Genomic DNA, 13392 nt, shown 5'->3' on the forward strand with positions numbered 1-13392 from the left:
CCAGACTGCTGGGTTAGTACGAAGGGGGGATTATCCGTGAAGGGGAAGAATGTAGCCAATTGGCTGCTTGTATTGCTGGCTGCTCTGGCTGTTGCCGGAACCATATGGGCAACGAAACCTGTGATGCAAAATCCTGCGAAGCCAGCGGCGGTTGAAATTAATGTTTCTGCTGCGCTTGGTCTGAAGGATGCCTTGGCAGAGATCCAAAAGGAATATGAAGCAGCTAACAATAATGTAAAACTGGTATTCAATCTTGGCCCTTCCGGAGTTCTCCAGCAGCAGTTAGAGCAGGGGGTTCCTGCCGACCTGTTTATATCTGCTTCGATGAAACAAATCAATGAACTGCAAAGTAAGAATCTTGTCGTTTCCGCCTCACGAAAAATATTGGTTACTGATAAGTTAGTATTGGTTGTTCCTGCAAACTCACAGTCGATCATAAATGGTTTCCAGGATTTACGCATGGCTGCAAAATTCGGTATGGGAGAACCGGGGACTGTGCCGGCAGGACAATATACTATGGAATTCCTTAAAAATCTTGGCATTTGGGAAGCTGTTAAGGATAAAGCTGTACAGGCTAAGGATGTTCGCACAGTTATTGCTTATGTTGAATCCGGGAATGTTGACGCAGGCATTGCATTTTCGACAGTAGCGGTTCTAAGTGACAAGGTCAAAATTGTTGCTGCCGCGCCGGATGGGGCGCATACGCCAGTTGCGTTTCCTGCAGTGATGATGGCTAATTCCAAGCATCCCAAAGAGACAGAGGACTTTTTGAATTACTTATGTACTCCGCAAAGTGCAGCGGTGTTTACAAAATACGGCTTTACTTTTGTCGGCCGAAGTCAATAAGGCAGGTGGTACTATGATAGAATGGCAGCCAGTCCTATTGTCGGTCAAGGTTGCACTTGTCTCGCTTATATTCGTATTTATTTTTGGTGTAGCGGCCGCGTATGGCATGAGGAGCATAGAATTTTCCGGTAAAAGTGCTCTGGAAGCATTTTTTGCCTTGCCTTTGGTTTTACCTCCTGTTGTCACCGGGTTTATACTATTGGTTCTGATTGGAAAGCAAGGACCGATAGGTCGTCTGCTGTCCGAAACGCTGCATACTCAGATTATATTTACCCCTTATGCGGCAATACTTGCCGCCACAGTGGTCGCATTTCCGCTCATGTACCAGAGCGCCAAAGCTGCATTTCAAGGTGTGGACAATAACCTGGAAGATGCGGCCCGGACTCTGGGGTCCAGTGAGTGGCGGGTTTTTTTGACAATAACTGTTCCTTTGGCATGGCCGGGATTAGTGGCCGGTTTGGTGTTATCCTTTGCCCGGGCTCTGGGCGAGTTTGGCGCAACTATTATGGTAGCCGGCAATATTCCGGGGAAAACCCAAACCATTCCGCTGGCAATATATTTTGCGGCTGAATCCAACGATTTGACTTTGGCTGGTGCGTACGTCCTGATGATTAGCGGTATAACGTTTTTCCTCATTTTTGGCTTGAATGTCTGGGCCGGGAGACGACAGGGCGCAATGCCGGTAAAGGGGTTGTTCTAGATGCTGCAGGTTACGATGAAGAAAAAACTGTCTGATTTTACGCTGGACATTCAGTTTACGGTGGATAATAACACTCTGGTGCTGTTTGGATCATCTGGCGCCGGGAAAACTACCATTCTCAGGGCAATCGCCGGGCTGCTTAAGCCGGATGAAGGAAGTATTATCCACAATGAATGTGTTCTGTTTTCCGCCGAAGCCAAAATATTCATGCCGCCGCAGAAGCGGCGTGTGGGGTATATGTTTCAGGAATTTGCCTTATTTCCTCATATGAATGTAAAAAGAAATATTTGGTATGGTGTCAAGAATATTGATCATAAAACCAACGAACTCTATGAAAAACTATTAGGATTGCTGCGTATTGAGCACCTGACAGCACGCTTCATTGATAAATTATCCGGCGGTGAGAAGCAGCGAGTGGCTTTGGCCCGGGCGTTAATGGCCGAGCCCGAGATTTTGCTTCTGGATGAGCCCTTATCAGCCCTTGACAGCAATACACGCCTGGAATTGCAAGCAGAACTTAAAAGTATTCAGGAAATCTGGAAAATTCCTTTCGTCCTTGTGACTCATGATTTTGCTGAGGCAAAAGCCTTAGGGGATCAATTTTTATTCTTAGAGAAAGGCAGACGAATAGCAAACCCTGCGCCGGCTGCCGGAGAGTTACTTCAGTGTCAGATTGTTGGTTGATTAAATTTGTGCCAGGGGCTTGGGGATAAATTGATATACTATGTATTCATAGGCCTGAATAGGCGTATACCTAATGTTAAATGCAGACTTAACATCAGGTTACGTCTTTTTTTCTATATCAGAAATTAAAAGTAGTGGGAGGCAGCAAGCCCTTATAAAACAAGGGGTGCCAAGGTCAAAGCCCGGCGCAGGCGACCATTATACACCGCTCCGCCGCTGGCGCTTAACCTCCGCTAGTGCATAACGGCCGCCTGTGCCTCAGTACTGTCTTATGATCTCATTTGCAACACTTGTTGTTTTCATCATAAAAAAGAAATAACCGTGCCCCTGCCAAGTAAAAAATCCGGTCTGCCTGTCTCACTTTACTTGCAATTCACTCAGAAAAAGCTATAATTAGAAATAGGTGGAAATTAAAAAGTCGCCGTGACCCGGAAGTGTTAGCGCACTCCCGCGGCACGCGCAAGGTGTCAACGCACCTACACGTAACAGCCAAGCTGTCCACGACGACATTTCTATTATACAATGCCGCCTGTTTGAACACAAGCGAGGCGCGGGTGTAGTGGGATGTTGGCATGAGAGCAGGCTGTGCGACTTCATGCAGTAAGAGACTTAGCCTGTTCCTGATACAATCAACGGAAAGGCAACTGTTTGCGTACCTAGTGTACTGACTGCTTTTCTGTTGACAGCCGGTTCTTACCGGTTTATTAGGTTTGGGATTTAGCAAACGACGAAGCAAAGCGCATGTGTAGGGTTAAAAACCTCGCATGCGCTTTTTAATTTCCCCCTGTAAAAAAAAGCTGGCGGCAGCGCCAACGTGTCTGCCTCAGCCTAAGTATAGGGGGGCATTGTTGTGTTTAACAGTATTTTAAACCAGGCGTTTGAGCAGTACGTCTTTGACAGAGTGGACAATATCCTTAACATAGCCGGTGTTACTGATGCAAAATACAGGAAAGTAGTGAAAGAGGCCGATTCAGTACTAACACAGCTTATGGCAATTGCCCGCGAACTGGAAGCACAGCAGCCGGAATTGCTGCGTCTGGTTATGGAGTATGAGGCCGCCACTACCATTGAATCCGGACTTACGGCTGAAATAGTTTACCGGGAAGGTATTCGGGACAGCTTAAGCATACGTCAGGAATTTACCGCTTTTATGCAGAAGCAAATTTAAGTTTTGCGAATCGCTGAGGCCATATAAAACAAAGGGCGCCAGGCGCAAAGCCCGGCGCAGGCGACCATTATACACCGCTCCGCCGCTGGCGCTTAACCTCCGCTTATGCATAACGGCCGCCTGCGCCTCAGTACGGTTTACGCCCGGTTCGATGACGTGTGCAAAGCCAAAGGACCACGTTAGCGGTTTTTCTTAATGCCAAGTTCTTAATTTATCCGACGACTAACCTGCTCTAAAACTCCCGATTTTTCAGATGGGGTTAAAACCCCGCCTGAAGTAAGTTTACTTTATGTTAATTGAGAATTCTGGCAGGAAAATGTGGGAATATTGTTGAACTATTTATATATAGTTTAAAGAGAGTCGCACAGGATAAGGGGGCCAGACAGGTGTCAGACAAAATATCGATAACATTCTCCAATGGCCGTATAACCGAATACGATAAAGGTGTTACTCTGTTGGAAATTAGCCGCGATGCCGCTCATAGGTATACTACACCGGTGGTGGCTGCCAAGGTAAATAATGAAATCAGGGATTTGCAAAATGAATTGGATCAGGCTAGCGAGGTAGATTTTCTCGATCTTCGCAGCGATGCCGGGATGAAAGTGTATCAGCGCAGTGTGACTCTGCTCATGATTGTGGCTGCGCAGGAAATTTTTCCAGGTTGTGAAGTTACTGTGGAACACTCACTCAGTAAAGGTTTATATTGTGAGCTGCATCACGGACGGGATATCACGCCGGAGGATGTTGAGAGACTGGCAACCCATATGCGGCAGATTGTCCTGGAGGACCGGCCTATTATTCGCAAAACGCTTGCCAGAACAGAAGCTATTGAAATGTTTGAAGCAGCGGGACAACAGGAGAAAGTAAGCCTCCTAAAGCAGCTTGACCGGGAAAAGGTGAGCATTTATTATTGTGGTCAGGTGTACGATTATTTTTACGGAACCATGACACCGTCTACCGGTTATTTAAAAGTTTTTGATCTAAGATATTATCCGCCAGGAATCATATTGCGCCTGCCTGAAAAGGAAAATCCGGATAAGGTGCCGCAATTTGTGGAGAATCCTAAACTCTTTAAAGTATTTCAGGAAGCCGCCCAATGGGGCAATATTTTACGCTGCGGCTATGTTGCCACTCTGAACGAATGTGCGGCCAATGATGAGATTAAAGATATTATCAGAGTGGCCGAGGCTCTGCATGAGAAAAAGATAGCCCAGATTGCTGATTTTATTGCTTCCCACCGCAATGAAGTGCGCGTGATACTGGTCGCCGGTCCTTCTTCTTCAGGTAAGACCACGTTTGCCCAGCGTCTTAATATTCAACTACGGGTAAACGGCGTTTGGCCCGTGCCGGTTTCGCTTGATGATTACTTTGTCAATAGAGATAAGACACCACTTGATGAACAGGGTGACTATGATTTTGAAGCGATTGAAGCGATTGATCTGGAATTATTTAACTCTCATTTGGCGAGAATTCTGGCTGGTGAGGAAGTTGAGTTGCCTACCTTTAATTTTAAAACCGGGGAGCGGGAGTACCGGGGGCATCGTATCAAGGTAAATAAAGGTCAGCCGCTAATTATTGAGGGTATTCACGGTCTTAATGAGCGGTTAACAAGTTCTGTTCCCAGGCACTGCAAAATCAAAATATATATTAGTGCGTTAACCCAGTTATCCATAGATAATCATAACCGTATCCCAACAACAGATGCCCGGCTTATCCGCAGGATTGTCCGCGACAGTGAGTTCCGCTCCCATGACGCGTTAATGACACTTAAAATGTGGCCATCAGTGCGGAGGGGGGAAGAACGCAACATTTTCCCATTTCAGGAAGAGGCGGATTTAATGTTTAACTCAGCGCTTATCTATGAACTGGCCGTTCTCAAAAAATATGCGGAACCGCTATTGAAAAAGGTTACCGGAGAGTACCCGGAGTATTCGGAAGCACGGCGGTTGTTAAACTTTTTGGAATATTTCTCGCCAGTGGAAGACAATGAAATCCCGCATAACTCGATTCTGCGCGAATTTATCGGCAAATCCTGTTTTGAAAAGAATTAAAGCGAAGGACCCTGCGGCATTTAGCCGCAGGGTCCTTCGCTTGGCAACTTACCGATTGTTCTCAAAAAACTTAAGGGCTACTTCAGGGAATACGGCATAGGACAGTACGTCTTCGGTAGAGGCATTCGGATAGCCTTTGTCAGCCAGTTCCTGGCGCAGCGAAGCCATCTGCGGCTTAATATCATCTGCCGGCCGGTGGGTAATTATTTCATCATCACCGATCAACGTCTTCAAAAACTCAGGATTAATCGGCGCCGGGGTACGACCATACTTACCACGGGCCAGATCCTTTACTTCGCGTGGTACTACCTTATATCTGCCCAGCATGACATTAAAGGCTGACATTGACCCTACGATCTGACTGGTCGGTGTGACAAGCGGCGGGTAACCCAATTCAGCACGCACTCTGGGCATCTCCTCAACAAGTTCAGGGAATTTATCGGCCATGCCCTGTTCCTTCATTTGGTTTAAAAGATTGGAAAGCATGCCGCCGGGAATTTGGAAGGAAAGTACTTTCGTGTCAATTTCGATATTGGTATTAAGATTAAAGGTCTCGGATAACTGCTTTTTGATGCCTCTAAATTGATCGGCTAGCGGGAACAGCTCTTCCTTGCTTAGACCGGTATCCCGCTCGCTGCCTTCCAAAGCAGCAATCATAGCTTCCGTTGCCGGCTGGGAAGAGGCCATGGCAAACGGCGACAGAGCACAGTCGATGATGTCAACACCGGCTTCAATTGCCTTTAAGTAAGTCATGGAAGCCATACCGCTGGTGTAATGGGTGTGGAGGTGGATGGGGACGTTAATTTCCGCCTTAAGCGCCTTTACCAGGTCATAAGCCGTATAAGGAGCCAGCAATCCGGCCATATCTTTGATGCAGATGGAATCAGTGCCTAGGCTGACTAGGTCTTTGGCCACCTTGAGAAAAGATTCATTATTATGATAAGGGCTGATGGTATACACAAAAGCGCCTTGAACATGTGCGCCTGATTCTTTGGCCGCCCGCATGGAAGCCTCCATGTTGCGGACATCGTTCAGCGCATCAAAAATACGGATTACACCAACGCCGTTATCGACAGCCCGTTTGACAAATTCACTGACAACATCATCGGCGTAATGATTATAGCCGAGCACATTCTGACCACGTAACAGCATTTGAATGGGGGTTTTTTTCAAGTGCTTCTTAAGAGTGCGGAGACGCTCCCAGGGGTCTTCATTCAGGAAACGGAGACAGCTGTCAAAAGTAGCGCCGCCCCAGGCCTCAATGGAAAAATAACCGATTTCATCAAGCTGCTCTAAGACAGGCAGCATATCCGAGGTACGCATCCGCGTAGCAGCCAAGGACTGGTGCCCGTCGCGCAGAACTGTTTCCGTAATCTTTACTGGGAATACTTTAGACATGAAAGTCCCCCTTATTTTGATAATATACTGGAAGTAAATGCCTGAATAATTAAATTTTAGTCGTTTGTTTGTATTTTTACCAGTATTATTTAAAAAATAATACTGTATACATGACACAGGCGCAGTATCCAAAATGCAAACGGGCAATGAGTAACAGCGTAGGTTAAGCGCCAGAGGCGGATTGTTACTCATTGCCCGTTATGAGAAAATCTTATTGGATTTCCTATAATAATTACTGCGGGGGATTAGGATTAAGTTTGCGGGCCAGGATGGCAGCCATTTTGCTGCTGCCTGTCATGGCGGGCACATTCTCCTGGTCTTGTCCAAGCTTGGCCAGGATTGAATAGATCTGGGGGTTTTCAACAGGGGTATGGGCTTTGGCCGCGTTACCATAAGTATTTACATATTCTGTTCCCTGTTCAGGGGGGATTAAGCGGCCGGGACCGCCTACACAGCCACCCTTGCAGGCCATTCCTTCAATAAAATTAGCTTCGAGTCTGCCTGCCCTGATATTTTCCAGCAATTTTGTACAGTCCGGTATGCCGTCAACTTTGACGGGATTAAATTTTTCCGCGCGGCGGGGAATAAGCTTTTCCAAAGTTGTACCGACGGCCGCACTTACCCCGCCGGTACGGCCATAAAGGCGGCCCCCCCAGGAAGCAACCGGATTTTCTTCATCCGCTTCTTCGGCCGGGTTAATATCGGCGGCCGCAAAAATAGTCTCAAGTTCCTGAAATGTGAGAACAAAATCAATTGCGCCCTTAAGATCCGGCAACTGAGCCTCGGATTTTTTTGCCACACAGGGCCCTATGAATACTACTTTCGCATCAGGTTCCAGTTCCTTTATTACCCGGCCTGAGGCAACCATCGGCGAAACAGAGGGAGAAATATGGCTCATTAGGTCTGGAAACTTATTTTCAATCAGCTTAATCCAAATAGGGCAGCAGCAGCTTGTAATGAGAAAGTCATGCTTGTCTTTTACATGCTCGTCATATTCGAAGGCTTCTTTAATAGTAATCAGGTCAGCGTATAAGGCCGTTTCCACCATTTCGCTAAAGCCCAGTTTAAGGAGTGCGCTCCGTAGTTTGCCGGCTGTTACTTCCGGGCCAAACTGCCCGGCAAAAGCCGGCGCAACCGAAGCATATACTTTATGTGTATTTTGCTTGAGCAATTTTATTAACGGCACAAACTGCGACTTATCCGCCAATGCGCCAAATTCACAGGCTTTTATGCAATAACCGTCGTTAGCGCATTTTTCTCTGTCAATGGAAGGCCGGCCAAGTTCGTCACGGGTAATAGCGCCCAATGGACAGGCAATTTCACATTGTGCACCTTTACAGTTCTCGCAGGCTTCCGGGTTGGCAAGCACGATAGGCTCACTGCCCATGCCCATGAGCGCTTCTTCATCATATTCGTTGATTACCTCCTCCGAATTATTAGGTTCCAGGCCCATGGCAATCCGGATCTGGTTGGCTACCAGTCTGCGGGTAGCTTTATCTTCGAACTCTGACTGCACTAAACGGCAAATTTCTTCGCGGCGTTCGAAAAGCTGGCCTTCCCAGGCGGCTTTGGCTACTTGATACAGAATTCTCGGTCTGATGTTAAGATCGGGAGGCATATTTTTTGGCATTATCTATCACCCTGTTCATATATAATAGTTTCTAATTCCTAATTCCTAATTTGACGTTTTTTGTAGAAATTCCTGTTGTAGTTTATGTATTTGTTTGCTATTGTAGTACTTGGTATTCTTATAAACATATTAGGGAGACAAAATGAATAACAAAACAAATAATGCATTGCGACAAGATCTTTCGATGTTTGCCGCTACGGCGCTGGTTATTGGTATGGTGATCGGTTCAGGAATTTTTATGAAACCAGGCAAAGTTATTCTTGCTGCCGGCGACTCAACCATGGCTTTGGCTGCCTGGACTCTGGGCGGGATTATTACTATCGCTGCCGGCCTAACGATAGCTGAACTGGGTGCACAGATTCCCAAGACAGGCGGCCTGTATGCCTACCTCGATGAAGTCTACGGCAAAATGTGGGGGTACTTGTTTGGCTGGGTACAGACATTAATTTATGGACCGGCGACAACCGGTGCGCTGGGATTATATTTTGCAACCTTACTGCTGCCATTTTTTAATTTGCCCGAAAGCTGGAAATTGCCGGTTGCCGTCATTACGGTTGCTTTTTTAGGCGGTGTGAATGCCATGGGCACCAGATACGGCGGCTTTATTCAATCTGTTTCTACTTTGGCAAAACTTATTCCCATTGTACTAATTGCCGTATTCGGCTTATGGAAAGGAAATGGTCAGATAATCGGCATGTCGAGTGGAATAGCGGGAGCTGCCGGCATGGGGGCGGCTGTACTTGCTACACTGTGGGCTTACGATGGCTGGATAAACGTCAGCTTTGTTGCCGGTGAAATGAAAAATCCGGACAGAGAACTGCCGCGCTCTATTATTATTGGGCTGACGGTAGTTATTGTGGCCTATCTGGCTGTTAATATGGCGCTGCTCCATCTGTTGCCTGCTTCCGAGATTGCCCTGCTGGGCAATCTGGCGGCCGGAACAGCTGCCGGCTTATTATTCGGTGAGATGGGGGGCAGACTCATCAGTGTGGGGATATTAATTTCTGTTTTCGGTGCACTGAACGGCTATATTTTAACAGGCGCGAGGGTGCCCTACGCTATGGCGCAAAACGGTCTGTTACCCGGATCCAAATTATTGGGCAGTGCTCACAGTAAATCCGGTGCGCCCGCCAATACCTTGATTCTCGGCATAATATTAACCACCATTATGATGACCTTGGGCGACCCTGACCGTCTAACCGATATGGCTATGTTTATTATCTGGGTTTTTTATGTGCTGGCGTTTGTTGCCGTATTTATTTTGCGAAAGCGTAATCCGGCCGCCAAGCGGCCCTACAGTGTCCCGGGTTATCCGGTCGTACCGGTGATTGCTATTCTGGGATCGGTTTTTATTGCTTTTAGCATGCTGGTAAACAGTCCTGGTGACGCGCTTTACGCCTTGGGGATTACGCTGGCAGGTATTCCGGTGTATATGATAATGCATAAGAAATAATTTTAAAGGCAGGCGTAAGGCACTATGTGCCGGTTGCGCCTGTCTTTTTTTTGTATGAAACAGGCGTTGATTTAACAAACTACAGGTAAATATAGTTTACCGCTGTGGGGTGAAAATCGGTGGAAAACGTTTGCCCGTTGTGCAACGCTATGGAAAAAGTTGAAGAAGCATGTCCGTCATGTGGTGAGATCATGCTTGACGGCGGAGCCGTGAATAATTATCTGGGCCCCTATAGTCCTTATGCGGAAAATGATTTTTTGCCTTTTCAGACGGATAGGTACTGTATTCACCTTTTGTACTGCCCGGTATGCGGTTATGATACCCAGGTTTTGCAGGCAATGATGACCATTTAAGCGGCATAAAAGCAAAAAAAAAACAGATACTAAAAAAAAGTAAAGGAGTGAATACTATGTCAAATCCGCAAGTTAAGTGTACTGTTGATCAATGCACCCATTATATGCCCGGCGATCAGTGTATGGCGGCTAAAATCAGTGTTTACAATGATGAAATGCGCGGAACTTCCGCCAAATCTCAGGATACCCTGTGCAAATCTTTTCACCACCGCAAAACGATGGGGGATATGATAGGAGCATTCCATAATGCCAATGTCGGTGGAACTATGTCGGCAGCCTTTATGGAAGGCACACAAATTACTCCGGCTGTAGAATGCTTTGTAAATAACTGTAAATACTGGAATACAGGAAACTACTGTCAGGCCGAAAACATTCATGTTACCGGATCTAACGCCGCCAAAACGAGTGATACCGATTGTGAGACATTTGCAGTGAAAGGCTGATTTAATAAAGTAGACTTAGCTTCAGTAACCCCACCTGAAGTTTAGTCGCCCTTATCCAGGAACTTAGCCGCACTTATCTCCCGCTTATAGAAGCAGGAGTCTTAGTGCGGGTTAGTTACAGGATAGAAATACCGGAGCCATTGGCTCCGGTATTTTTAGTGGTGGCCTTTGCAGCCGCAACCACAGTTTTCATCATGATCAACAATCTTAATACAATCCAACTGAGATTTTACCTGGGTTCTTATATGTTCGATATACTGACGGCGAAGCTCGGCTTGTTCAGACCGTTCATCGTCGGTGAGACCTGTCTCGCGGCTTTTTTTCGCCAAATCGTTTATTCTGGCAATCATTTCCGGAGTGATCATTCGCAATCCCCTCACTTTCATTCCATAAAAAGATACTAGCAAATTATTGACAAATGTGCAAGGTAGAATGAAAATAACAACTAAAGGAAAATTTATTGCTATTATGAAAGTGAGGAGAAAGTAATGAAAAAATGGCGTTGCAATGTTTGCGGCTACATACATGAGGGGGAGCAGCCCCCGGCAGAATGTCCTGTTTGCGGGGTGGGACCCGAAGATTTTATATTATTAACAGAGGATAAGCAGCCGAAACAAGCCAGCAAGCGCTGGAAGTGTACGGTATGCGATTATGTTCATGAAGGCGATACACCGCCTGATCAGTGTCCTTTATGCGGTGTAGGCCCGGAATTATTTGTATTGCTGCTGGATGACGCTGTGGCCTTAACCAGGGAAGCCGTAAGCGAAGCCGGACTGGATACCGCCAATTCGGCTCTTGATAAAATCAGCTACGGCCTGTATATCGTGACTTCATTTAAAGATAATAATATTAACGGGCAATGCTGTAATACCGTATTTCAATTAACCAGCAACCCGTTACGGATCTCAATATGCCTGAACAAAAACAATCTCACCCACGAATATGTTATGGCCAGCGGTGTATTTGCCGTATCCATGCTTGCTGCCAATCAAATAGAAACTGTGCGGCAATTCGGTTATAAATCAGGCCGTACGGCCGATAAATTTGCCGGGGTGGCGTATGTGCCGGCAAAAAACGGCTGCCCTATACTTAAAAATTGCCTGGCCTATATTGAAGCAACCGTAATACCGGAAAAAACGGTTGATATAGGCACGCATACTCTCTTTATTGCCGATGTTACCGCCGGCAGAATGGTAGCAAACGACGACGCTCTTACATATAGTCTTTATAGGAGCAGTAAGGGATGATTGGAGCGTAAGTCACCCAGCAACTCTAATCATCCTCAATAAAACAAATAAGGCTATGAGGGTGATAGAATTGTACGAGGTGATTATTATCGGCGGCGGCCCGGCCGGCATGACGGCTGCCGTGTATGCCGCCCGCAAAAGAATGAATGCCCTGATCATTACCAAAGAATTTGGCGGGCAGCCGATGTGGACTATGGATATTGAGAATTATATGGGTTATCAATTTGTGACCGGCCCCGAGCTCATGGAAAAATTTGATGAACAGGTAAGAAAGTTTCCTATAGAAATTAAGTATGAAGAAGTCACAGGTTTAGAAGCCAAGGCTGATGGAACCTTTACTGTTATCTGCGCTGACGGACAGTACCAAGCCAAAGTCGTTATTATTGCCTCAGGTAAACGCCCGCGCCGGCTGAAGGTTCCGGGTGAAGTCGAATTTACCGGGCGAGGGGTTAGCTATTGCGCGACCTGTGATGGCCCTTTGTTTGCAGGAAAAGCGGTAGCCGTTATCGGGGGCGGAAATTCCGCCCTGCAGGCTGCAATTGAAGTAAGTGCATTTGCCGCCAAGGTCTACCTGATATCACTCCATGGTTATAAGGCTGATCCGATTGTTATTGAAAAACTTAACGAACTTGAGCGCCCTGTCATCGAACTTATGGGTTATACGACTAAGGAAATCAAAGGATCGCAGGCGGTAGAAAAATTGGTGGCAGCTAACAATGCAACCGGTGAGCTCAGCGAACTTGAGGTACAGGGGATCTTTGTAGAAATCGGCTTAGAGCCTAATTCGGAATATTGCAAAGGGCTGCTCGATTTCAACGAATATCGCGAGGTTGTTACCGACTGCCGCACGCGGACTGGGTTGCCGGGGTTATTTGCCGCTGGTGATGTAACTAACGGCCCTGATAAACAAATTGTCATTGCCGCCGGCGACGGCGCGAAAGCGGCGTTAGTAGCCTATGAATACCTGTTGCACAAGCGTTCACAATCTTAACAGGATAAATGAGAATTTTGCAAATAAACACCTGTCGTGTGCGACGGGTGTTTTTTCTTCAGATACACTTGGCTTTTTTGAGAAAATGAGTATAATATTATCATACCATGATGGACATAATACAAAATTCAATTGGGGTGTGACAAAGTGAAAACTGTTATAACAATTGTCGGACACGACAGAGTGGGAATTATTGCTATGGTTAGCAATATTTTGGCTGAAAACAATGTTAATATTCTTAACATCAACCAGAACATACTCGAAGGCTTTTTTAACATGGTTATGCTTGTGGATATGAGCCAGTCCATTATCAGCCTGAAAGATTTAGGCCAGCTATTAGGTGAGAAGGGCGCTGCCATGGGGCTTGATATTAAAGTACAGCATGAGGATATCTTTCGCAGCATGCATCGCGTCTAACACCAGACTGA

The 13392-nt window shown here is 46.4% G+C and carries 14 protein-coding genes; 11 read left to right on the forward strand and 3 right to left on the reverse strand.

The window, feature by feature from the left end; genetic code table 11:
• Window positions 1-36 precede the first annotated feature (36 nt).
• The 5 genes from modA to SATMO3_RS14600 all read left to right on the forward strand — a co-directional run bounded on the left by modA (window position 37) and on the right by SATMO3_RS14600 (window position 5449).
• Entirely contained in the window at window positions 37-846 is an 810-nt protein-coding gene (modA, locus tag SATMO3_RS14580; RefSeq protein ID WP_371381480.1) for a molybdate ABC transporter substrate-binding protein, read from the forward strand.
• Between the two features lie 13 nt (window positions 847-859).
• Window positions 860-1546 (forward strand): molybdate ABC transporter permease subunit, encoded by a 687-nt coding sequence (modB, locus tag SATMO3_RS14585; protein WP_371381482.1) that lies wholly within the window; start codon window positions 860-862, stop codon window positions 1544-1546.
• Window positions 1547-2230 carry an ATP-binding cassette domain-containing protein gene (locus SATMO3_RS14590; protein WP_371381484.1) on the forward strand — a complete coding sequence of 228 codons (684 nt, stop codon included), beginning with the start codon at window positions 1547-1549 and terminating at the stop codon, window positions 2228-2230. It abuts the gene before it with no gap.
• Window positions 2231-3080: 850 nt separating this feature from the next.
• The gene (locus SATMO3_RS14595; protein WP_371372472.1) at window positions 3081-3398 is read left to right on the forward strand and encodes a hypothetical protein; all 318 of its coding nucleotides are present in this window, start codon (window positions 3081-3083) and stop codon (window positions 3396-3398) included.
• A 386-nt stretch (window positions 3399-3784) separates the two neighbouring features.
• Complete coding sequence (locus tag SATMO3_RS14600) at window positions 3785-5449, forward strand: nucleoside kinase (RefSeq protein ID WP_371381485.1); 1665 nt, start codon at window positions 3785-3787, stop codon at window positions 5447-5449.
• A 48-nt stretch (window positions 5450-5497) separates the two neighbouring features.
• On the opposite strand, the gene SATMO3_RS14605 is transcribed toward SATMO3_RS14600, so the two are convergent.
• On the reverse strand, window positions 5498-6847 hold the full coding sequence (locus SATMO3_RS14605; RefSeq protein ID WP_371381486.1) for a pyruvate carboxylase subunit B: 1350 nt from the start codon (window positions 6845-6847) through the stop codon (window positions 5498-5500).
• 232 nt (window positions 6848-7079) lie between these two features.
• Complete coding sequence (locus tag SATMO3_RS14610) at window positions 7080-8477, reverse strand: [Fe-Fe] hydrogenase large subunit C-terminal domain-containing protein (RefSeq protein ID WP_371381488.1); 1398 nt, start codon at window positions 8475-8477, stop codon at window positions 7080-7082.
• A 142-nt stretch (window positions 8478-8619) separates the two neighbouring features.
• Here SATMO3_RS14610 and SATMO3_RS14615 point away from each other — a divergent pair, with 142 nt between their 5' ends.
• The 3 genes from SATMO3_RS14615 (at window position 8620) to SATMO3_RS14625 (ending at window position 10726) form a co-directional block, all read left to right on the forward strand.
• A complete protein-coding gene (locus SATMO3_RS14615) occupies window positions 8620-9930 on the forward strand; it encodes an APC family permease (protein WP_371381489.1) in 1311 nt (436 codons plus the stop codon).
• Between the two features lie 119 nt (window positions 9931-10049).
• On the forward strand, window positions 10050-10283 hold the full coding sequence (locus SATMO3_RS14620; protein ID WP_371381490.1) for a hypothetical protein: 234 nt from the start codon (window positions 10050-10052) through the stop codon (window positions 10281-10283).
• 56 nt (window positions 10284-10339) lie between these two features.
• Entirely contained in the window at window positions 10340-10726 is a 387-nt protein-coding gene (locus SATMO3_RS14625) for a DUF1540 domain-containing protein (protein ID WP_371381491.1), read from the forward strand.
• Window positions 10727-10881: 155 nt separating this feature from the next.
• Here SATMO3_RS14625 and SATMO3_RS14630 read toward each other — a convergent pair whose 3' ends face one another.
• Entirely contained in the window at window positions 10882-11091 is a 210-nt protein-coding gene (locus tag SATMO3_RS14630; RefSeq protein WP_371381492.1) for a DUF896 domain-containing protein, read from the reverse strand.
• A gap of 123 nt (window positions 11092-11214) precedes the next feature.
• On the opposite strand from SATMO3_RS14630, the gene SATMO3_RS14635 reads away from it, so the two are divergent.
• The 3 genes from SATMO3_RS14635 (at window position 11215) to SATMO3_RS14645 (ending at window position 13381) form a co-directional block, all read left to right on the forward strand.
• Window positions 11215-11973 carry a flavin reductase gene (locus SATMO3_RS14635; protein WP_371381493.1) on the forward strand — a complete coding sequence of 253 codons (759 nt, stop codon included), beginning with the start codon at window positions 11215-11217 and terminating at the stop codon, window positions 11971-11973.
• Between the two features lie 79 nt (window positions 11974-12052).
• A complete protein-coding gene (locus SATMO3_RS14640; RefSeq protein WP_371381720.1) occupies window positions 12053-12964 on the forward strand; it encodes an NAD(P)/FAD-dependent oxidoreductase in 912 nt (303 codons plus the stop codon).
• Between the two features lie 147 nt (window positions 12965-13111).
• Entirely contained in the window at window positions 13112-13381 is a 270-nt protein-coding gene (locus SATMO3_RS14645; protein ID WP_371381495.1) for an ACT domain-containing protein, read from the forward strand.
• Window positions 13382-13392: the final 11 nt, after the last annotated feature.

Origin of the sequence: Sporomusa aerivorans (assembly GCF_041428895.1) — a bacterium.
GTDB lineage: Bacteria > Bacillota > Negativicutes > Sporomusales > Sporomusaceae > Sporomusa > Sporomusa aerivorans.